General features: G+C 68.3%; 21 protein-coding genes. 15 read left to right on the top strand and 6 right to left on the bottom strand.

Features of this window, described 5'->3' with window-relative positions; genetic code table 11:
- Positions 1 to 19: 19 nt before the first annotated feature.
- Genes ATO3_RS14850 through cobJ form a run of 3 tightly spaced genes read left to right on the top strand, consistent with a single transcriptional unit; the run spans position 20 to position 2,150 of the window.
- Positions 20 to 649, top strand: coding sequence for a precorrin-8X methylmutase (locus ATO3_RS14850; RefSeq protein ID WP_088650653.1), 630 nt, complete (start codon positions 20 to 22; stop codon positions 647 to 649).
- Positions 646 to 1,401, top strand: coding sequence for a precorrin-2 C(20)-methyltransferase (gene cobI, locus ATO3_RS14845; protein WP_088650652.1), 756 nt, complete (start codon positions 646 to 648; stop codon positions 1,399 to 1,401). The genes ATO3_RS14850 and cobI overlap by 4 nt, the downstream gene beginning before the upstream one ends.
- Positions 1,398 to 2,150 carry a precorrin-3B C(17)-methyltransferase gene (cobJ, locus tag ATO3_RS14840; protein ID WP_088650651.1) on the top strand — a complete coding sequence of 251 codons (753 nt, stop codon included), beginning with the start codon at positions 1,398 to 1,400 and terminating at the stop codon, positions 2,148 to 2,150. Before cobI ends, cobJ begins: the two co-directional genes overlap by 4 nt.
- Here cobJ and ATO3_RS14835 read toward each other — a convergent pair.
- A complete protein-coding gene (locus tag ATO3_RS14835) occupies positions 2,123 to 2,878 on the bottom strand; it encodes a cobalt-precorrin-6A reductase (RefSeq protein ID WP_088650650.1) in 756 nt (251 codons plus the stop codon). The genes cobJ and ATO3_RS14835 overlap by 28 nt on opposite strands.
- Between ATO3_RS14835 and cbiE the strand changes: the two genes are divergently transcribed.
- Genes cbiE through cobF form a run of 6 tightly spaced genes read left to right on the top strand, consistent with a single transcriptional unit; the run spans position 2,877 to position 7,985 of the window.
- A complete protein-coding gene (gene cbiE, locus ATO3_RS14830; protein WP_088650649.1) occupies positions 2,877 to 4,067 on the top strand; it encodes a precorrin-6y C5,15-methyltransferase (decarboxylating) subunit CbiE in 1,191 nt (396 codons plus the stop codon). The two genes, ATO3_RS14835 and cbiE, sit on opposite strands and share 2 nt — an antisense overlap.
- A complete protein-coding gene (locus tag ATO3_RS14825; protein ID WP_233152158.1) occupies positions 4,049 to 4,426 on the top strand; it encodes a cobalamin biosynthesis protein in 378 nt (125 codons plus the stop codon). The genes cbiE and ATO3_RS14825 overlap by 19 nt, the downstream gene beginning before the upstream one ends.
- Positions 4,423 to 5,217 carry a precorrin-4 C(11)-methyltransferase gene (gene cobM, locus ATO3_RS14820; RefSeq protein ID WP_088650647.1) on the top strand — a complete coding sequence of 265 codons (795 nt, stop codon included), beginning with the start codon at positions 4,423 to 4,425 and terminating at the stop codon, positions 5,215 to 5,217. Before ATO3_RS14825 ends, cobM begins: the two co-directional genes overlap by 4 nt.
- On the top strand, positions 5,210 to 6,526 hold the full coding sequence (locus ATO3_RS14815; protein WP_088650646.1) for a cobyrinate a,c-diamide synthase: 1,317 nt from the start codon (positions 5,210 to 5,212) through the stop codon (positions 6,524 to 6,526). Before cobM ends, ATO3_RS14815 begins: the two co-directional genes overlap by 8 nt.
- Positions 6,523 to 7,248: a uroporphyrinogen-III C-methyltransferase gene (gene cobA, locus ATO3_RS14810; protein WP_088650645.1), complete on the top strand. Its 726-nt coding sequence runs from the start codon at positions 6,523 to 6,525 to the stop codon at positions 7,246 to 7,248. Before ATO3_RS14815 ends, cobA begins: the two co-directional genes overlap by 4 nt.
- Positions 7,245 to 7,985 (top strand): precorrin-6A synthase (deacetylating), encoded by a 741-nt coding sequence (gene cobF, locus ATO3_RS14805; protein WP_088650644.1) that lies wholly within the window; start codon positions 7,245 to 7,247, stop codon positions 7,983 to 7,985. Before cobA ends, cobF begins: the two co-directional genes overlap by 4 nt.
- A 51-nt stretch (positions 7,986 to 8,036) precedes the next feature.
- Here the strand turns inward: cobF and ATO3_RS14800 are convergent, their stop codons facing one another.
- The 5 genes from ATO3_RS14800 to ATO3_RS14780 form a co-directional block, all read right to left on the bottom strand.
- Positions 8,037 to 8,999: a 2-hydroxyacid dehydrogenase gene (locus ATO3_RS14800; RefSeq protein ID WP_088650643.1), complete on the bottom strand. Its 963-nt coding sequence runs from the start codon at positions 8,997 to 8,999 to the stop codon at positions 8,037 to 8,039.
- Positions 8,992 to 9,840 carry a fumarylacetoacetate hydrolase family protein gene (locus ATO3_RS14795; protein ID WP_088650642.1) on the bottom strand — a complete coding sequence of 283 codons (849 nt, stop codon included), beginning with the start codon at positions 9,838 to 9,840 and terminating at the stop codon, positions 8,992 to 8,994. The genes ATO3_RS14800 and ATO3_RS14795 overlap by 8 nt, the downstream gene beginning before the upstream one ends.
- A 175-nt stretch (positions 9,841 to 10,015) precedes the next feature.
- A complete protein-coding gene (locus ATO3_RS14790) occupies positions 10,016 to 11,800 on the bottom strand; it encodes an IlvD/Edd family dehydratase (RefSeq protein ID WP_088650641.1) in 1,785 nt (594 codons plus the stop codon).
- An 11-nt stretch (positions 11,801 to 11,811) separates the two neighbouring features.
- On the bottom strand, positions 11,812 to 12,576 hold the full coding sequence (locus ATO3_RS14785) for an SDR family oxidoreductase (RefSeq protein WP_088650640.1): 765 nt from the start codon (positions 12,574 to 12,576) through the stop codon (positions 11,812 to 11,814).
- 43 nt (positions 12,577 to 12,619) lie between these two features.
- On the bottom strand, positions 12,620 to 13,258 hold the full coding sequence (locus ATO3_RS14780) for a GntR family transcriptional regulator (protein WP_088650639.1): 639 nt from the start codon (positions 13,256 to 13,258) through the stop codon (positions 12,620 to 12,622).
- Positions 13,259 to 13,442: 184 nt separating this feature from the next.
- On the opposite strand from ATO3_RS14780, the gene ATO3_RS14775 reads away from it, so the two are divergent.
- From ATO3_RS14775 to ATO3_RS14750, 6 genes are all read left to right on the top strand, one after another.
- Positions 13,443 to 14,462 (top strand): TRAP transporter substrate-binding protein, encoded by a 1,020-nt coding sequence (locus ATO3_RS14775; RefSeq protein WP_088650638.1) that lies wholly within the window; start codon positions 13,443 to 13,445, stop codon positions 14,460 to 14,462.
- A 101-nt stretch (positions 14,463 to 14,563) separates the two neighbouring features.
- Entirely contained in the window at positions 14,564 to 15,487 is a 924-nt protein-coding gene (locus tag ATO3_RS14770) for a TRAP transporter small permease subunit (RefSeq protein ID WP_088650637.1), read from the top strand.
- Positions 15,487 to 17,115, top strand: a complete 1,629-nt coding sequence (locus ATO3_RS14765; protein ID WP_088650636.1) for a TRAP transporter large permease — start codon at positions 15,487 to 15,489, stop codon at positions 17,113 to 17,115. The genes ATO3_RS14770 and ATO3_RS14765 overlap by 1 nt, the downstream gene beginning before the upstream one ends.
- Positions 17,116 to 17,187: 72 nt before the next feature.
- On the top strand, positions 17,188 to 18,693 hold the full coding sequence (locus ATO3_RS14760; protein WP_088650635.1) for a UxaA family hydrolase: 1,506 nt from the start codon (positions 17,188 to 17,190) through the stop codon (positions 18,691 to 18,693).
- 52 nt (positions 18,694 to 18,745) lie between these two features.
- Complete coding sequence (locus ATO3_RS14755; protein ID WP_088650634.1) at positions 18,746 to 19,750, top strand: Gfo/Idh/MocA family protein; 1,005 nt, start codon at positions 18,746 to 18,748, stop codon at positions 19,748 to 19,750.
- Positions 19,747 to 20,634, top strand: coding sequence for an NAD(P)-dependent oxidoreductase (locus tag ATO3_RS14750; protein ID WP_088650633.1), 888 nt, complete (start codon positions 19,747 to 19,749; stop codon positions 20,632 to 20,634). The genes ATO3_RS14755 and ATO3_RS14750 overlap by 4 nt, the downstream gene beginning before the upstream one ends.
- Positions 20,635 to 20,636 lie beyond the last annotated feature (2 nt).

Below are 20,636 nucleotides of genomic sequence, written 5' to 3'. Positions count from 1 at the left end.
ATGCAACCGGGACCACCTGATGCCCTATGAATACGAGACCGACGGCGCGGCGATCTACCGCCAGTCCTTTGCCACCATCCGTGCCGAGGCGGAGCTGGACGGCTTTGCGCCGGACGAGGAACAGGTGGCCGTGCGGATGATCCATGCTGCCGGGCTGGTGGGGCTGGAACGCGACATCCGCTTCTCGCCCGGCTTCGTGGCGGCGGCGCGCGCGGCGCTGGAGGCCGGTGCGCCGATCCTGTGCGACGCGCGAATGGTGAGCGAGGGCGTGACGCGCAAGCGGCTGCCGAAGGACAACGATGTGATCTGCACGCTGCAGGACGCGGCGGTGCCCGGCTTGGCGGCAGAGATGGGCAACACGCGCTCGGCCGCGGCGCTGGAGCTGTGGCGGCCGAAGCTGGAGGGCGCGGTGGTGGCCATCGGGAACGCGCCGACCGCGCTGTTTCACCTGCTGAACATGCTCGAAGACCCCGCCTGCCCCCGCCCCGCCGCGATCATCGGCTGCCCGGTGGGCTTTGTCGGCGCGATGGAAAGCAAGGACGCCCTGTGGGAGGCGCAGCCGGTGCCCTGCTGCATCGTGAAGGGCCGTCTGGGTGGCAGCGCGATCACCGTCGCCGCCGTCAACGCCATTGCGAGCCGCGCGGAATGAGCGGGCCGGTGAAAGGGGGCGCGCAAAACGTCGCGCAGGGTGTGGTTCATGGCGTGGGCCTCGGCCCCGGCGACCAGGAGCTGATGAGCGTCCGGGCGGATCGGCTGATCCGCAATGCGCGCCACGTGGCCTTCTTCCGCAAGAAGGGTCGCGCGGGGCAGGCCCGGCGGATCGTCGAGGGGATGATCGCCGAGGGGGCGACCGAGCATCCGATGGAATACCCGGTCACGACCGAGATCCCGGTGAGCGATCCGCGCTACAACCAGATCCTGTCGGCCTTCTATGCCGAATGCACCGAACGGCTGACGAAGCTGGCCGAAGTGGGCGAGGACGTGGTGGTTCTGTGCGAGGGGGATCCGTTCTTCTACGGGTCCTTCATGCACCTGCATTCGCGGCTGCAGGTCCCGGTCGAGGTGATCCCCGCGACCACCGGCATGTCGGCGGCCTGGACCGCGACGGGGATGCCCGTGACCTGGGGCGACGACGTGCTGACCGTGCTGATGGGCACGCTGGGCGAGGATGACCTGGTGCGGCACATGGAGGCCGCCGATGCCGTGGTCGTCATGAAGATCGGGCGGAATTTCGAGAAGGTGCGCCGGGCGCTGACCCGGGCGGGTCGGGCCGAGGCCGCGTGGATCGTGGAATTTGCCGCGATGCCGCAGCAGACAGTGCGCAAGCTGGCCGAGGTCGGCGACGGGGTGACGCCCTATTTCTCGATCGTCATCGTGCATGGGCAGGGGCGCAGGCCGTGAGCGGCTGGCTCGCCATCGCGGGGCTTGGCCCCGGGGACGCGGCGCTGGTGACGCCAGAGGTTTCGGCCGCGCTGGCCGAGGCCACGGATGTGGTGGGCTATATCCCCTACGTCGCGCGGGTGGCGGAGCGCGAGGGGCTGCGGCTTCATGCCTCCGACAACCGGGTCGAGGTCGACCGGGCGCAGCATGCGCTGCGGATGTGTGCCGAGGGCAAGCGGGTTGTCGTGGTCTCGTCGGGCGATCCCGGGGTCTTTGCCATGGCGGCGGCGGTGTTCGAAGCGGTGGAGGACGGCCCGGAAGAGTGGCGCGACCTGGACATCCGGGTGCTGCCCGGGATCACCGCGATGCTGGCGGCGGCGGCGAAGGCCGGGGCGCCTTTGGGCCATGATTTCTGTGCCATCAACCTGAGCGACAATCTCAAACCCTGGGCGCTGATCGAGAAACGGTTGCGACTGGCGGTCGAGGCGGATTTCGCCATGGCCTTCTACAACCCGCGCTCCAAGAGCCGGCCCGAGGGGTTCACCCGCGCGCTGGAGGTGCTGCGCGCAGCGGCCGGCGATGCGCGGCCGGTGATCTTCGCCCGTGCGGTCAGCCGCGCGGACGAAAGCCTGCGGGTCGTGCCGCTGACCTACGCCACGCCGGAGATGGCGGACATGCAGACCGTGGTGCTGGTGGGGTCGTCGACCACGCGGATCATCGACCGGGACGGCGCGCCCTTCGTCTACACGCCGCGCAAGGTGGTGGCCTGATGCACCCAGTCCCGCACCTCCTCGACGCTGGACATTTCCAGCCGCTCGGGCAGTTCGGGCCGGTCGACCATGACGACCGGCAGCGAAAGCGCGCGGGCGGCGGCGATCTTGGCATAGGCGCCGGATCCGCCGGAATTCTTCGACACGACGCAGTCGATGCGGTGATCCTTCAGCAGCTGCAGGTCGTCCCCGAGCGCGAAGGGGCCGCGGGAGACGATGGCCTCGCAATCGGGCAGCGGCAGGGGGGCCGTGGGCGGATCGACGAGGCGCAGGACATAGTGATGCTGCGGCTGGTCGGCGAAGAGGGTCAGCTGCTGGCGGCCGATGGCGAGGAAGATGCGCTGGGCCGGGCCGTCGAGTGCCGCGACAGCGGCGGACATGTCGGGGACATGGATCCAGTGATCGGCGGCTTCGGCGCGCCAGGCCGGGCGGGTCAGCGCGACAAGCGGCACGCCGGCGGCTTCGGCGGCGGTGATGGCGTTGCGGCTCATCTGCGCGGCGAAGGGATGGGTGGCGTCGATCAGATGCGTGACCTCGTGTTCGGCGAGGTAGGCGGCGAGGCCCTGCGCCCCGCCGAAGCCGCCGATGCGCTGCGGCAGCGGGCTTTTGATCGGGTGATCGACGCGCCCGGCGAGCGAGAGCGTGGCGGTGAACCCGGCCCGGGCCACGGCACCGGCCAGCGCTGTGGCGTCGGAGGTGCCGCCGAGGATCAGGAGGTTGGGGCGCATGGTCGGTGATCCCTGGCTGACGATTGTCGGATTGGGCGAGGATGGACCGGAAGGGCTGCCGCCTGCAAGCCGCGCGGCGCTGGAGGCGGCCGAGGTGGTGATGGGACCGCCGCGGCACCTGGAGCTGCTGGGACCTGTCGGCGCAGAGGTGGTGGCCTGGCCGGTGCCGTTTGCCGATGGTGTCGCGCAGTTGATGGAGATGCGCGGGCGGAAGGTCGCGGTGCTCGCCTCCGGCGATCCGTTCTGGTTCGGCGCGGGCACGGCGCTGGCGCGCCGGCTGGCGCCGGGCGAATGGCGCGCCCTGCCGGGCGCGAGCTGTTTCAGCCTCGCCGCTGCGCGGCTGGGCTGGGGCCTGGAGGGCGTGGCGTGCCTGGGCCTGCACGCGCAGCCGCTGACGCGGCTGCGGCCCCTGCTGGCGCAGGGTGAGCGGCTGATCGTGACGCTGCGCGATGGCGCCGCTGTCGCGGCGCTGGCGTCGTATCTGTGCGAGACCGGGTTTGGCGGCTCGGAGCTTTGGGTGATGGAGGCGCTGGGCGGCCCGCGGGAACGGGTGTCGCAGGCCAAGGCCAGCGCCGTGGCGGGCGGGTTCGGCCATCCTGTCGTCGTCGCGGCGGAGCTGAGCGACGGCCCGGCCCTGCCCTGCGCGCCGGGCCTGCCGGATGAGCTGTTCGACCACGACGGGCAGATCACCAAGCGGCCGGTGCGGGCGCTGACGCTGTCGGCGCTGGCGCCGCGACCGGGGGAGCATCTGTGGGACATCGGCGGCGGATCGGGATCCGTCGCCATCGAATGGCTGCTGACCCACGGGCGAAACCGCGCGACCTGCATCGAGGGCGACGCGGCGCGCGCCCAGCGGTTGCAGGGCAATGCCGCGCGGCTGGGCGTGGACCGGCTGCACTGCGTGACCGGCCGGGCGCCGGAAGCGCTGGAGGGGCTGGAGCCGCCGGATGCGGTCTTCGTCGGCGGCGGGCTGTCAGAGGCGCTGCTGGACCGGCTGACCGCATTGCCCGGGGGCACGCGGATCGTGGCCAATGCGGTGACACTGGAAAGCGAGGCGCTGCTGAGCGCGGCCCGGGCGCGGCTGGGCGGGGATCTGCTGCGGATCGAGCTGGCACAGGCGCAGCCCATCGGCACGCGCACGGGGTGGAAATCGGCCTACCCGATCGTGCAATGGAGCGTGACGCTGTGATCGCCGCGGGCTTCGGATTTCGCGAGGGCGCCGGGGTCGAAAGCCTTGCCGACGCGCTGCAGGCGGCGCGGGCGGGCGGCCCCGCGCCGGAGGTCATCGCCACCCTGCCCGCCAAGGCCGGCCATGACGCCCTGCGCGCACTGGCCGACCGGCTCGCCCTGCCCCTGCGCGCCGTTGCCCCCGACGGACGCCCGACCCTGACGACATCGCCCGCCGCGCTGGCCGCCCATGGCACCGGCAGCGTGGCCGAGGCCGCGGCGCTGGCCGCTGCCGGACCGGGCGCCCGACTCATCGGCCCGAGGGCCATATCTTCAGACCGGATGGCCACCTGCGCCATCGCCGTGGGAGAGACCTTATGACTGTACATTTCATCGGCGCCGGGCCGGGTGCGCCCGACCTGCTGACCCTGCGGGGCCGCAACATCATCGCCAGCTGCCCGGTGTGCCTTTATGCCGGATCGCTGGTGCCCAAGGCGGTGCTGGAGCACTGCCCTGACGGTGCGAAGATCGTGAACACCGCGCCGATGGACCTGGATGCCATCATTGAGGAGATCAAGGCCGCCGATGCGCAAGGGTTTGATATCGCAAGGCTTCACTCCGGCGACCTGTCGGTCTGGTCGGCCATGGGAGAACAGCTGCGGCGGCTGAAGGCCGAGGGGATCCCGTTTACCGTGACCCCGGGCGTGCCAAGCTTTTCCGCCGCCGCCGCCGCCCTTGGCGCCGAGCTCACGCTGCCCGGCGTGGCGCAATCGGTGGTGCTGACCCGGACCTCGGGGCGGGCGTCGTCGATGCCCGATGGCGAAAGCCTTGAAAACTTTGGCCGGACCGGCGCGACGCTGGCCATTCACCTTTCGGTGGGCAACATGGCGAAGGTGGTCAGCGAGCTGACGCCGCATTACGGCGCCGATTGTCCGGTGGCGATCGTGTTCCGCGCCTCCTGGCCGGACGAGCGCATCATCCATGCCACGCTGGAGACAATCGAGGCGGCCCTGGAGCCGGACATCACGCGCACCGCGCTGATCCTTGTCGGCCCGGCCCTGAAGGCCGAAGGCTTTGCCGAAAGCTGCCTCTATTCGCCGGATTACGACCGCCGCTATCGGCCGCAGACCGCCGACAGCCCCTGGAGCGAATGGACCGAAGGCGATGACTGAGATGCCCCCCGGCCTGATGGTCTCGGCCCCTGCTTCGGGGACGGGCAAGACGACGGTGATGCTGGGCCTGCTGCGGGCGCTGGCCGAGGACGGGCTGGTGGTGCAGCCGTTCAAGTCGGGGCCCGATTACATCGACCCGGCGTTTCATTTCGCGGCGGCCGGGCGGGCGTCGTTCAACCTTGACACCTGGTCGATGGAAGACGGGCTGCTGAACGCCATAGGCCAGCGGGCCGAAGGCGCCGATATCGTGGTGGCCGAGGGCTCCATGGGGCTTTACGACGGGGTCGCGACCGAGGGGCTTTCGGGCTTTGGATCCTCGGCCGAGACGGCGGCGCGGATGGGCTGGCCCGTGGTGCTGGTGGTCGACGCGGGCGGACAGGCGCAATCGGCGGCGGCCACGGCGCTGGGGTTCCGGGCCTACCGGCCAGAGCTGCCCTTTGCGGGCGTGATCCTGAACCGGGTCGCCTCGCCCCGGCACGAGCGGCTGATCCGGCGCGGGATAGAGGCGGTGGATATCCCCGTCCTGGGCGTGCTGCCCCGGCGCGGGGACCTGACCCTGCCCGAGCGGCACCTGGGCCTGATCCAGGCGGTGGAGCATCCCGACCTGGAGACCGCGATCGCCGGTTACGCGCAGTTCCTGCGGGCGCATGTGGACCTGGATGCGATCCGGGCGGCGGCGGGATCGGCGCCGCTGGCCGGTAGCCGGGTGATGCCGAAGCCCCCGGCGCAGCGCATCGCGCTGGCCCGGGATGCGGCGTTTTCGTTCACCTATCCGCATCTGCTGGACGCCTGGCGCGCGGCGGGGGCCGAGATCCTGCCGTTCTCGCCCCTGGCCGACGAGGCGCCGGATGCGGAGGCCGATCTGGTCTGGCTGCCCGGGGGGTATCCGGAACTGCACGCGGGGCCTCTGGCCGCCGCCGAACGGTTCAGGGCCGGGCTGCGCGCGCATGCCGAGACACGGCCCGTGCATGGCGAATGCGGGGGTTACATGGCGCTGGGAGCGGCGCTGATCGACAAGGAAGGTATGCGGCACGAGATGGCCGGGCTGCTGGGTCTGGTGACGTCCTATGAGACACGCAAGTTCCACCTGGGCTATCGCCGGGCGGTGCTGACATCCGGGATGCCCGGGCTGGCGCCGGGGGCTGCCCTGCGCGGGCACGAGTTTCATTACTCGACGATCCTTGACCAGCCGGATGCGCCGCTGGCGCAGGTGGCCGATGCCGATGGCAACCCGGTGCCCGAGACCGGGTCGGTCCGGGGCAACGTTACCGGGACCTTCTTTCACCTGATCGCGGAAGAGAGCGCATGAGCGGGTTCGTGAGTTTCGTGGGCTCCGGCCCGGGCGATCCGGAGCTGCTGACGCTGAAGGCGGTGAACCGGCTGAAACAGGCGGATGCGGTGCTGTTCGACGACCTGTCCTCGGGGCCGATCCTGAGCCATGTGCGCGCGGGCGCCGATCTGGTGGGCGTGGGCAAGCGCGCCGGGCGGCCCTCGCCCAAGCAAGACCATGTGAGCCGGCTGCTGCTGGATTACGCGGAAAGCGGGCAGCGGGTGGTGCGGCTGAAATCCGGCGATGGCGGGATGTTCGGGCGGCTGGAAGAGGAAGTGGTGACGCTGCAGGCGGCCGGCATTCCCTACGAGATCATTCCCGGCATTCCCTCCGCCTGCGCGGCGGCGGCGGCGGCGGGGATCCCGCTGACCCGGCGGCTGACGGCGCGGCGGGTGCAGTTCGTGACGGGCCACGACGTGACCGGGGCGCTGCCGGAGGATCTGAACCTGGCCGCGCTGGCGGATGGGCAGGCGACGACCGTGGTGTTCATGGGCAAGCGGACCTTTCCGAAGCTGGTCAAGATGCTGATGGACCACGGTCTGCCGGGCGACACGCCCGCCCTGCTGGCCGAGAACGTAAGCCATCCCGATCAGCTGCTGGCGCGCTCCACGCTGGAAGAGCTGGCGCGGCGGCTGGAGGACGGGCCGGGCACGAACCCGGCGCTGATCCTCTACGGGCCGCTGGCGGGCGAGGCGCCATGATCACCCTGCACCTGATCGGCATCGGCACGGGCAACCCCGATCACGTCACGATGGAGGCGCGCCATGCGATCGCGGGCGCGGACCTTGTGCTGGTGCCCGAGAAGGGTGACGGCAAATCCGACCTCGCCGACCTGCGGCGGCAGATCGTCGCGCAGGTCTGCGACGCGCCGCCGGTGATCGAGGGCTTCGGGATGCCGGTGCGCGATCCGGCCCTGCCCTATCTGGAGCGGGTGGAGCGCTGGCACGACGCCATCGCGGCGCGCTGGTCCGAGGCGATCGCGCGGCACCCGCAGGCGCGGGACGTGGCGCTGCTCGTCTGGGGCGATCCTTCGCTTTACGACAGCACGCTGAGGATCGCGGCGCGGCTGGACCCGCAGCCCCGCCTGCGCGTGGTGGCGGGGATCACCTCTCTGCAGGCGCTTACGGCGGCCCATGCGATCCCGCTCAACACCGTGAACGGGCCGGTGGTGATCACAACTGGCCGGCAGCTGCGCGATCACGGCTGGCCCGAGGGGGCCGAGACCGTGGCGGTGATGCTGGACGGCGCATGCAGCTTCGACGTGCTGGAGCCCGACGGTATCGCCATCTGGTGGGGCGCGTTCCTGGGGATGGAGAACCAGATCCTCGAGGCCGGACCCCTGGCGGAGGCCGGGCCGCGCATCGTGGCGGCCCGGGCCCGTGCGCGCGAGGCGCATGGCTGGATCATGGACATCTACCTGCTCCGGCGGTCGGGCTAGGCAAGATTTTCCCGGAAAATCCTGGCAAGAAAATCCGGGGTTTTCCTGGGCTCAGATCAGGCCCTGGCACTCCGGCACCGGGGTCAGCACTTTGCCCTCGTCGAAGAAGTGAAACAGGTTCTGGCAGGTAAGCTCGCCCATGGCGGCGCGGGTCTCGACCGAGGCGCTGCCGATATGCGGGGCCAGCACCACGTTCTCCATCCGCTTGAGCGGCTCGGGGATGTGCGGTTCGTCCTCGAAGACATCGAGCCCGGCGCCCCCCAGCGCGCCCTCTTCCAGAGCCTTGACCAGCGCCTCTTCGTCCACAACCGATCCACGGGCGACGTTCACCAGGATGCCATCGGGCCCCAGCGCGCGGATCACGGGGTCGGAGACCAGGTGCCGCGTGGCCGCGCCGCCGGGGGTGATGACGATCAGCACCTCGGCGCGCCCGGCCATCTCCTCCAGGTCCGGGCAGTATTCCCAGCCCACGTCCTTGTCGCTGCGCGCGTGGTAGAGGATCGTGGCGTTGAACGCCTCGGCCCGGCGCGCGATGGTCTGGCCGATGCGGCCGAGGCCGACGATGCCCACGACGCGGTTCTGCACCGATTTCGCCAGCGGGAAGGCGCCGTCGGTCTCCCAACGGCCCGACCGCGCCCAGTGGTCCGCCGGGACCAGCCGGCGGCTGGCGGCGAGCCAGAGCATGATCGCGGTGTCGGCGACCTCGTCGTTCAGCACGTCGGGCGTGTGGGTGACCACGATGCCCCGCGCGGCCGCCGCATCGGCGTCGATCGCGTCATAGCCCACGCCCAGCGAGGAGACGACGCGCAGATTGGGCATCGCGGCCATCACGTCCTCGGGCAGGCCCGCATGGCCGTCGGTGACGGCGGCGGTGAACTCCCCGCCCCGCTCGGCCAGGAAGGCCGCGCGGTCGGGCTGATCCGAAAGCTTCACCAGAGTGAAGCGTTCGCTCAGGCGGGCGATGATGTTTTCGGTCATCCCGCCCAGCTGCAGGATCTGCTCTTGCTCAGGCATCCATCTTCACATCCTGGCGCTGTTCGCCAAGCCCTTCGATGCCCACTTCCATCACGTCGCCCGGCTTCAGGTAGACCGGCTCGGGCTTCATGCCCATGCCGACGCCCGGGGGCGTGCCCGTGGAAATCACGTCGCCCGGCTGCAGGGTAAAGAGCTCGGACAGATGCGCCACGATCTGCGCGACGGTGAAGATCATCGTCTTGGTCGATCCGTTCTGCATCCGCTTGCCATTGACGTCGAGCCACATCGACAGGTTCTGCACATCGGCGATCTCGTCCCTGGTGACCATCCACGGGCCGGTGGGGCCGAAGGTGTCGCAGGATTTGCCCTTGGTCCATTGGCCCGAAAGCTGGGTCTGGAAATGCCGTTCCGACACGTCGTTGCAGACGCAATAGCCCGCCACATAGTCCAGCGCCTCGGCCTCGGAGACGTATTTCGCCGGCTTGCCGATCACCACGCCCAGCTCGACCTCCCAGTCGGAGCTTTCGGAGCCGCGGGGCAGATAGACATCGTCGTTCGGGCCGACGATGGCGGAATTGGCCTTCATGAAGAGGATCGGGTGTTCGGGGATCGGCAGGCCGGTTTCGGCGGCATGGTCCGAATAATTCAGGCCGATGCACAGGTACTTGCCGATATCGCCGACGCAGGCGCCCAGCCGCGGGGTGCCGGCGACGGGGGGCAGTTCGGCCGGGTCGAGCGCGCGGAGCCGGTCGAGCGTGGCCTCGTCGAGCGTGGCGCCCGTGATGTCGGGCACATGGGCCGAGAGGTCGCGCAGCGCGCCTTCGGCGTCGATCAGGCCCGGCTTTTCCTGGCCGGGTTCGCCATAGCGGACGAGTTTCATGGGGAACTCCTTTTTCCTTGGTCGCGCCAAAGGCGCGCTTGGTCTTCATCACGCCAAAGGCGCGCTTGGTCTAAATCACGCCGAAGGCGCGCTGGGACACGATGCGCGGGATGCGCGGTGTCGGGGGCGTGCGCCCCACAGGGGGGCGCACAGGCGCGGGCAGGATGCGCCGCGGTCAGTGGTTGTCGCGCGGCATGGTCTTGTGCGCGATGTCCCTGAACGCATCCGCGCCCCGCAGCGTCATGCCTTCCGAGAAGGGGCGGACGCGTTCGCGGAAGATCTCCTGCCAGGGCGACTGGCTTTCGGGGGTGTAGGGCCGATCCGGCAGGGCGTCGCGGCGGGCGGCCAGCGTCGCCTCGTCGACCAGCATGTCGGCGGTGCACTTGCCCAGGTCGATGCGCACCCGGTCGCCGGTCTGTACCAGCGCCAGGCCCCCGCCCGCCGCCGCCTCGGGCGAGGCATTGAGGATCGAGGGCGAGCCGGAGGTGCCCGATTGCCGCCCGTCGCCCAGGCAGGGAAGCTCGGTGATGCCCTTCCTGATCAGGTAGGCCGGCGCGCGCATGTTCACCACCTCGGCCCCGCCCGGATAGCCGATGGGACCGGCGCCGCGCATGATCAGGATGCAATCGGCGTCGATGGCCAGGCTTTCGTCGTCGATCCGGGCGTGGAAATCCTCGGGCCCGTCGAAGACGATGGCGCGGGCCTCGAAGGCCTCGGGGTCGTCGGGGTTCGACAGGTACCGCTTGCGGAACCCTGCGCTGATGACGCTGGTCTTCATGATCGCGCTGTCGAACAGGTTGCCCTTGAGGTTCACGAAGCCGGCCTTTGCCATCAGCGGCTCGGCCACGGTCTTGATGACATTGGTGTCCTCGCTGCGGCGCTCGGCGCAGTTCCGGCCCATGCTTTGCCCGTTCACGGTAAGCGCGTCGGGGTTGGGCAGCAGATCGGCGGCCAGCAGTTCTCCGACCACGGCGGGGACGCCGCCGGCATGCTGGTAATCCTCGCCCAGGTATTCGCCGGCGGGCTGCAGGTTCACCAGCAGCGGGATGTCATGGCCGAGGCGCTGCCAGTCGTCATTGTCGAGCGGCACGCCGAGATGGCGGGCGATCCCGTTGAGGTGGATCGGCGCGTTGGTGGACCCGCCGATGGCCGAGTTGATGACGATGGCATTCTCGAAAGCCGCGCGGGTCATGATGTCCGATGGCTTGAGGTCCTCGTGCACCATCTCGACGATGCGCTTGCCGGTGGCATAGGCCATCTGCCCGCGCTCGCGGTAGGGGGCGGGGATCGCCGCCGAGCCGGGCAGCTGCATGCCGAGCGCCTCGGCCAGCGAGTTCATCGTGGTCGCCGTGCCCATGGTGTTGCAATAGCCGACCGAGGGCGCGGACGACGCCACCAGCTCCATGAAGCCGTCGTCGTCGATCTCGCCGGCGGCGTGCATCTCGCGCGCCTTCCAGACGATGGTGCCCGAGCCGGTGCGCTGCCCGCGGAACCAGCCGTTGAGCATCGGCCCCACGGAAAAGGCGATGGCGGGGATGTTGACGGTCGCCGCGGCCATGAGCAGCGCGGGCGTGGTCTTGTCGCAGCCGATGTTCAGCACGACGCCGTCGATCGGGTAGCCATACAGGCTTTCGACCAGCGACAGGTAGGCCAGGTTGCGGTCGAGCGAGGCGGTGGGGCGCTTGCCGGTCTCCTGGATCGGGTGGACGGGGATTTCCATCACCGTGCCACCCATGGCCTCGATCCCCGAGCGGACACGCTTGGTCAGCTCGATATGGTGGCGGTTGCAGGGCGACAGGTCGCTGCCGGTCTGGGCGATGCCGATGATCGGCTTGCCCGACTGCAGCTCTTCCCGGGTCAGCCCGTAGTTCAGGTAGCGTTCAAGGTAGAGGGCCGTCATTTCCCGGTTGTCGGGATTGTCGAACCATTGCTGCGAGCGGAGTTTGGTCTTGTACGTCATGGGGATGTCCTTCAGTTCGACCAGCCGCCGTCGATGACATGCGCCTGCCCGGTGGTGAAGGCGCTTTCATCGGAGGCGAGGTAAACGGCCAGTGCGGCGATTTCTTCGGGCTTGCCGACGCGGCCCATGGGCTGGCGGTCGACAAAGGCCTGGCGGGCGGCCTCGACATCGCCGGTCTCGGCGCCGGCGGCGGCGACGCGGTCGTTCCACGAGGGGCTTTCGACCGTACCGGGGCAGATCGCGTTGCAGCGGATGCCCTGGCGGACGTAGTCGACCGCCACGGATTTCGTCAGCCCGATCACCGCCGCCTTGGTGGTGCCATAGACGAAGCGGCTGGGCGCGCCGATGATCGACGAGGCCGCCGACGAGACGTTGATGATCGACCCGGTACCACGGTCCAGCATGCCCGGCAGCGCCGCACGGATCGTCCGGAACATCGACTGCACGTTGAGGTCGAAGGCAAAGGCCCATTCGTCGTCGGTGGCATCCAGAACCGTGCCGTGATGCACGAAGCCGGCACAGTTGAAGAGGATGTCGGGCGCGGCATGGTCGACGCCCACCGAGACGGAGGTGTCGTCGCGCACGTCGAGCACGAAGGCATCGAGCGTGCCGGGCAGGCCCTCCGCCTCGGCCTTCAGCGCATCGAGCGCGGCGCTGTCGATATCGGTGGCGAAGACATGCGCGCCCTCGCGGGCCATGGCCAGCGCGGTCGCCTTGCCGATCCCCTGCCCCGCCGCCGTGGTCAGGGCGCGTTTGCCCGTCAGTCGTCCGCTCATGTGGTCGCTCCGTTCATGGTCATGCGCCGCTCTCTCGCGACGCCTAAAGGTTTCGCTTGAGATGATCGTAGATCGCCGTCCGGCAGGCCTCGATGTCGCGGACCAGAGCCGCGTCGAGGATGGCCTGGTGTTCGGCGATGATGGAATGAAAGTAATTCGAACCGAAGTCCCGCTCGAGCCCGACCATCTGCTGGCGGAACTGCACGTAGATGTCACCGTATGTCTCGCGCAGGATCGGAGAGCCGCAGCTGGAAATCAAGGTCTCGTGGAATTCGAGCTCGGCATCGGACCACAGCCCCATGAAGGGCACCACGTCCTCCGACCGGGCGATCTGCGATTCGATGTGTCTGAGCTTGTGATGGGCGGCGGTCAGGCGGGCCTCCCATCCGACACCGCCGTTCAGCATCGACAGCCGCGCGCCTTCCTGTTCCAGGAGGATGCGAAAGCGGGTCACGTCTCCGCGTCGTTCGGGGGTGGAGGCGCGCACGCGAAAGCCGCGCTGCATCTCGAACTCGACCAGCCCGACCTTGGACAGGCGCAGCAGAACGTCACGCACCGTGTTGGCCGAACAGCCATAAAAGCCCTGCAATTCCGAAGGCTTGAGCTTCTCGCCCGGCTGCAGCTCGGCCGTCATCAGCTTACGCTGAAGATCCGCAAAGATCTCAGGTGTTTCCACGCGCATGGTCGTCCCCCCGCGCCGCAGGATATGAGGAAAACCTGCGAAGGCAAGGAAATTTCAAAATTTTTGCAATTTTCAAATTTCTGTTGGCAGGGCCGGATCGCGTTGTTACGCTCCTTCCACCTTTTCCGGTCACTGGCACGAAAGACGCCGGGGCCGGCAAATCGGTCACTGGGAGGAGACCTTCATGACACTTGCGAACCATGTCGCCGGCGCCGTCGGCGCGGCGGCCATCCTTGCCGGCAGCGCAGCGCTGGCACAGTCCACGACCCTGCGGATCCAGACGCATTACGCGCCCGAAACGGTGTCGGGCAAGCTGGCGGCGGAATTCGTCGATAACGTCCAGACCATGTCGAACGGCGAGATCGCGATCGAGATGTTCTATTCGTCCTCGGTTGTGAAATCGGTCGAGGCCTTCGATGCCGCCGCGACCGGCATCCTCGATTGCGACATGACCGGCGGCGGATACCAGACCGGCAAAAACCCGGCGTTCCAGTTCGTGGGGGACATCATGGGCGGCTATGCCACCCCCTACCAGCAGCTCAGCTGGCTGTATTACGGCGGCGGCCTGGACGCGGCGCAACAGCTTTACAACAAGTACGACATGGAGCTGATCGGCTGGTGGGTCTACGGGCAGGAGAGCCTTGCCTCGACCAAGCCGATCCGGAATGCGGAGGACTTCAAGGACTGGAAATTCCGCTCGCCCCCGGGGATGGAGACCAAGATATTCGAGAAGCTCGGCGCCTCGCCCATCGTGATGGACTTTACCGAGATCTTCACCGCGCTGGAGACCGGGATCATCGACGGGGCGGATGCCAGCGGCATCGCCAACAACAAGGGCATGGGGCTTTACGACATCGCCAAGCATGCGAACTTCCCCGGCTTCCATTCGATGCCGTCGGATCACCTGGCCTGCAACAAGGCGGTCTTCGACGCCCTGCCCGAGTACCAGCAGCGGATCCTGAAAGTGTCGATGGAGGCGCTGGCGCTGCGCACGGCGCTGACCTTCGAAAAGGCCAATGCCGAGGCGGTGGCCGAACTGCGCGCCGAAGGCGTGAACGTCTATGCCTGGTCGGACGAGGACCTGCAGGCCTTCCGCGATGCGGCCCAGGCGACCTGGCCAGAATTCGCCACGACGCCCGAGGCGAAGGCGCTGGTGGACAGCCACATGACCTATCTGACGCAGCTTGGCCTGGTGTCCGAGTGATCATCGTCTGACGACAAACCGGGCGCGTCCGGCGACGGGCGCGCCCTTTTTGCCTGAAGCGGGCCGCGATGTGCCCGGCAGGCGCAATTGGGGAGGGGGCCATGCAAGAGAAAACCGCCGGACCGGTGGAGTGGCTGGTGCCGCTTGCCTTCATCGCCTGCGCGGGCTGGGTGGTCTGGCATCTGCCGGCCTTCACGCTCACCTTCAACCCGCCGGCGGATCAATCCGCCTTTGACAACCTTGCCGCGATCCATGCGCGCAACGACGTGACGCCCGGGATGGCCGGGCTGTTCGGCGGCATGGCCGATCCGGTCGACTGGCTGGCGATGGCGGGGATCGTGATCTTCCTGATCCTGGGCGTGCTGACCGTGCAGCGCGCCCCGATGGAAATCCGGAACGGCTCTCCCTTCGACCGTCTCGCGGTGTTCATCGGCCGGGTGGTGATGATGCTGATCGCGCTGTTGACCTCGGTGATGCTTTACGAGGTGGTCGTGCGTTATGTCTTCGAGGCGCCGACGCTCTGGGCGAACGAGCTGTCGCTGTGGATCGCGGGCTTCGTGTTTCTCTGCGCCGGGTTCTACGCGATGCAGCAGCGCAGCCATATCCGGATCTTCCTGCTTTACGATGTCATGCCCCGCTGGGCGCAACGGATCTGCGACGTGATCACGACTCTGCTGATCGTGCTGTTCGCCTTTGCGCTGATCTACGGCGGCTACGGCGAGGCGCTGACCAAGCTGCACCGGTGGGAAACTTTTGGCACGGCCTTCGACCCGCCGATCCCGGCAACGCTGAAGCCCATGGTCCTGCTGATCGTGGGGCTGGTGGCCGTGCAGGCGGTGGTGAACCTGTTTGCCGACTGGAACGCCGAGCCGGTGCTGCATTCGGCCGCCGACGACATCGACGAGGACGAGCTGGAGCGGATGCGCGCCGCCGTCGCCGCAGAGGGCACCGGGGAGCTGGACGTGACCCGGGGCCACATTCAGGGCAAGCAGATGAAGGCCAAAGAAATAAAGGACCATGGCTGATGGATATCGGAACGATCTCGATGGTCCTGCTGCTGGGGCTGATTCTGCTGCTGGCGATCGGCATGCCGCTGGGGCTGGCCTCGGCCGTGCTGGCGGTGCTGGTGCTGGTGATGAAGTTCGAACCCCAGCTTTTGACCGCGCCCTGGACCTTTGGCGACGGGATGCTGACGGGGCGGCCCGGGTCGGGGCCGCTGAACATCCTGGCGCAGAAGATATACGGGTTGTTGACGGATTATGTCCTCATATCCATTCCTCTCTTCATCTTCATGGCCTCGCTGCTGGAACGGTCCGGCATCGCGCGCGACATGTATTCGTCGCTCAATGTCTGGCTGAACCGGACGCGGGGCGGCATTGCCATCGTGACCTCGATCATGGCCGTGATCATGGCCGCCATGTCGGGCATCATCGGTGGCGAGGTCGTGCTGCTGGGCCTGATCGCCCTGCCCCAGATGCTGCGGCTGGGCTATGACCAGAACCTGGCCATCGGAACGATCTGCGCCTCCGGTTCGCTCGGCACGATGATCCCGCCGTCCATCGTGCTGATCATCTTCGGCCTGATCACCGAAACCTCGATCAAGGCGCTGTTCACCGCGGCCTTCCTGCCCGGCTTCATGCTGGCCAGCTTCATCATCATCTACATCGTCATCCGCACGCAGATGAACCCGTCGCTCGCCCCCCTGCCCGACCCGCAGCCGGGTGAGCCGGTGGGGCTGGCCAAGCTGGCGCTGTTCGGCGCGTTCCTGAACGTGCTCGCGGCGGGCTTCTGTTCGATCCTGTTCCTGCGGGCGCTGTTCTTCACGCTGACCGGGCAGAACGTCATCGGCGAGGGCGAGGATCCGATCTCGCTCGGGATGGCCGAACACGTGCCCTGGCTGGGCGGGATCGTCGTGGTCTGCCTGCTGCTTGCGTTTTTCGGCTTCGGCCGGGCGCGGACGGCGCTGGGATGGTCCATGGGCAAGGGCCTGGTGGCGCCGATCGTGGTGATCGGCGTTGTTCTGGGCTCGATCTACGGGGGCATCACCGGCATCACCGAGGCCGCGGGCATGGGGGCGATCAGCGTGCTGATCCTGTCGATCCTGCGCGGCGAGGCCTCTTTCGACCTGGTCTGGGACAGCCTGATGCGGACGCTGAAATCCACCGGCACGATCATCTGGGTCACCATCGGCGCCGCGGCACTTGCCGGTGCCTACACGATCGCCGGGGGGCCGACCTTTGTCGCCAACCTGATCATCGGGGCGGACCTGCCGACCATGGGGATCCTGCTGGTGATGATGCTGATCCTGCTGTTCATGGGCGCCTTCATGGACTGGGTCGGCATCGTGCTGCTGATCATTCCGGTCTTCCTGCCCATCGTGCAGCGCCTGCCGATCGAGGAAATCGGCCTGCTGGGCACGCTGGAGCCCAAAAACCTTGCAGTCTGGTTCGGCGTGCTGTTCTGCATGAACATGCAGGTCAGCTTCCTGTCGCCGCCCTTCGGGCCGGCCGCCTTCTATCTCAAATCGGTGGCACCGCCGCATATCGCCCTGACAGACATCTTCAAGGGCTTCCTGCCCTTCATCGGCATTCAGCTCCTGGCGCTCTCCGTGCTCTTGATCTGGCCGCCGATCATCGAAATCCTGCTGGGGTGAGGCGCATGCCGCCCCATCTCCTCTCAGTCCTCCCGCGCCGCACGGCGCCCAGCCCATTCCGAGGTTCTCCAAATGCGCGCCTATGTCCGTCTCGACCCGAGCGACAACGTCGTCACCGCCACCCGTGCCCTCGAGGTCGGAACCCCGATCGAAGAGATTGCCACGCGGGCGCTGATTCCCTCCGGTCACAAGGTGGCCACGCGGGACATCGCCGCGGGTGAGCCGGTGCGCAAATACGCCCAGCTGATCGGCTATGCCTCGGGGGACATCGCCGCGGGCGATCACGTGCACGCCCACAACGTGGCGTTCCGCAACACCGACGTGGATTACGAATTCGGCACCGATCTGCGCCCGGTCGAGCGGGCGGCGGTGCAGGACACCTTCATGGGCTACCGGCGCGAGAGCGGCGCGGTGGGAACGCGGAACTACATCGCGGTCGTGACCTCGGTGAACTGCTCGGCCACCGCCGCGCGGCGCATTGCCGATGCCTTCGGACCCGAGGAACTGGCCGCCTATCCCAATGTCGACGGGGTCGTGGCCTTCGTCCACGGCACGGGCTGCGGCATGGGCGGCGATGGCGAAGGCTTCGAGGCGCTGCAGCGGGTGATGTGGGGCTATGCGAAACATCCCAACCACGGCGGGGTGATCATGGTGGGGCTCGGCTGCGAGATGAACCAGATCGACTGGCTGCTCGAGGCCTACGGGCTGAAGCAGGGGCCGCTGTTCCAGACCATGAACATCCAGGGGGTCGCCGGGCTGCGCCGCACGATCGAGATGGGGATCGAGAAGGTCCGCGCCATGCTGCCCGTGGTCAATGCCGCGCGGCGCGAGCCCTGCCCGGTCTCGGAGCTGAAGGTGGCGCTGCAATGCGGCGGATCGGACGCCTGGTCGGGGATCACGGCGAACCCGGCGCTGGGATATGCCTGCGACCTGCTGGTCGCACAGGGCGGCACCGGCGTGCTGGCCGAAACGCCCGAGATCTACGGCGCCGAACACCTGCTGACCCGCCGCGCCGCCGATCCCGCAACCGGCGAGAAGCTGGTCGGGCTGATCCGCTGGTGGGAGGATTACACCGCCCGCAACCGCGGCTCGATGGACAACAACCCCTCGCCCGGCAACAAGAAGGGCGGGCTGACCACGATCCTGGAAAAGTCGCTCGGCGCCGCGGCCAAGGGCGGGACGACGCCTCTGACCGGGGTCTACAAATACGCCGAGCCGGTGACGGCCCCCGGCTTCACCTTCATGGACAGCCCCGGCTATGATCCGGCCTCGGTCACGGGGCAGATCGCGGGGGGCTGCAACCTGGTGTGCTTCACCACCGGGCGCGGCTCGGCCTTCGGGTCGAAACCGGCACCGACGATCAAGGTGGCGACGAATTCCGAGATGTACAGCCGCATGACCGAGGACATGGACGTGAACGCCGGCGACATCCTCAGCGATGGCGTCACCGTCGAGGAGAAGGGCCGCGAGATCTACGAGATGTTCCTGCGCGTGGCCTCGGGCGAGATGTCGAAATCCGAGGCCCAGGGCCTGGGCGATTACGAATTCGTCCCCTGGCAGATCGGGGCGGTGATGTGATGAGCGCAAAGAGCCAGACGGGCCTGCAAGGGCCCGGCGAGCGGGGCCGCCCATGACCCGCCTGCTGATGGCCGGCACCGGCATGATCGGCCAGCGCCACATGGCCCATATCCGCGCGCATCCCGACCTCACGCTTGCCGGGGTCATCGACCCGATGCCCGAACGCCGGCCCGACGACATCCCCGGCTTCGCCGATATCGCGGATGTCGACGTGGAGGCCGACGGCATCGTCATCGCCACCCCCACGCCGACCCACGCGCCGCTGACCCTGGCCGCGCTGGCACGCGGCTGGCACGTGCTGGTGGAAAAGCCCGTGGCCGAAGACCTCGCCTCGGCGCAGGCCATGATCGACGCCGCGCAGCGGGCCGGCCGCCACATCCTTGTCGGCCATCACCGCCGCCACCATCCCCGCATCACCCGGCTCAGGCAGATCATCGCCAGCGGCGACCTTGGCCAGCCCGTCGCCGCCGCCCTGCTGTGGACCATGCGCAAGCCCGACGCCTATTTCGACGTGCCCTGGCGCGCCGGAATCGACGGCGCGCCGGTCAGGCAGAACCTGATCCACGATGTCGACACCCTGCGCTGGCTGTTCGGAGAGGTCGTGCATGTTTCGGGCTTCGGCTCCAACGCCGTGCGGGGCGCCGCGCGCACCGAAAGCGGCGGCGCGGTGCTGGGCTTTGCCAGCGGCGTCGCCGTTACCATAGCCTTCGCCGACACCACACCGACGCCCTGGGGTTTCGAGGCCGGCACCGGCGAAAGCGCGGCCATCCCGAAGACCGGCCAAGACTTCCTGCGCATCGCCTGCACGCGCGGCGCGGTGGAATTTCCCTCGCTGCGGATCTGGTCCGGGGCAGACACCTGGAACGATCTGCCGACCTCCGCCCTGCCCGATCCGGAGATCGAGGATGCCGTGCCGCTGATCCGCCAGCTGGAACATTTCGCGGATGTCATCGCAGGCCGGGCCACCCCCATCGTCAGCGCGCAAGATGCCCGCGCCACGCTTGATACAACCCTTCGAATAGAGGCCGCCACATGGCCGAAAGGAGATCACACATGACCCAACCCACAATCGGATTCATCGGCCTCGGCCTGATGGGCGCGGCCATGGTCGGCCGGCTGCAGGACAAGGGCTATGCGCTCACCGTGCTCGGCAACCGCGACCGCAGCGGCGTCGAGGCCGCCATCGCCCGTGGCGCGACCGAGGCCGCCACTGCAAAGGAGCTGGCCGCGGCCTGCGACATCGTCATGCTCTGCATGGGCACCTCGCCCCAGGTCGAGAGCCGGATGCGCGGCGACGATGGCGTGATCGCGGGGCTGAAGCCCGACGCGGTGGTGATCGATTTCGGCACCTCCCTGCCCGCCTCCACCCTGGCCCTGGGCGAAGAGGTCGCCGCAGCCGGTGCCACCTATCTCGACGCGCCGCTGGGCCGCACGCCAAGCCACGCCAAGGACGGTCTGCTCAACATCATGGCCTCGGGCGACCAGGCCGCCTATGACCGGGTGAAGCCGGTGCTGGAAGACCTGGGCGAGAATGTCTTCCACCTGGGCCCGCTGGGCTCGGGCCACACGATCAAGCTGATCAACAACTTCTTCGCCATGACCACGGCCAATGCGATGGCCGAGGCCTTTGCCATGGCCGATGCCGCCGGGATCCCGCGCCAGGGGCTCTATGACGTGATGTCCGCCGGGCCGCTGAAATCCGGCATGATGGACTTCGTGAAAGCCTATGCCGTCGACGGCGATCCGCAGATGCTGGCCTTTGCCATCAAGAACGGCGCCAAGGACGTGGGATATTACCGCCAGATGGCCGCCGACCTGGGCGCCGACACGATCATGTCCGCCTGCGCCGACAGCGCCCTGAGCGCCGCGATCGAAGACGGCCGGGGCGAAGCCATGGTGCCCGAGATGGTCGATTTCTACGCCGCCCGCTTCAAGGGCTGACG

This window comes from Marinibacterium profundimaris, from assembly GCF_002210095.1.
Classification (GTDB): Bacteria; Pseudomonadota; Alphaproteobacteria; order Rhodobacterales; family Rhodobacteraceae; genus Marinibacterium; species Marinibacterium profundimaris.
Note: the sequence above shows the minus strand (reverse complement) of the source record. Positions and strands in the feature narration are given on the sequence as shown.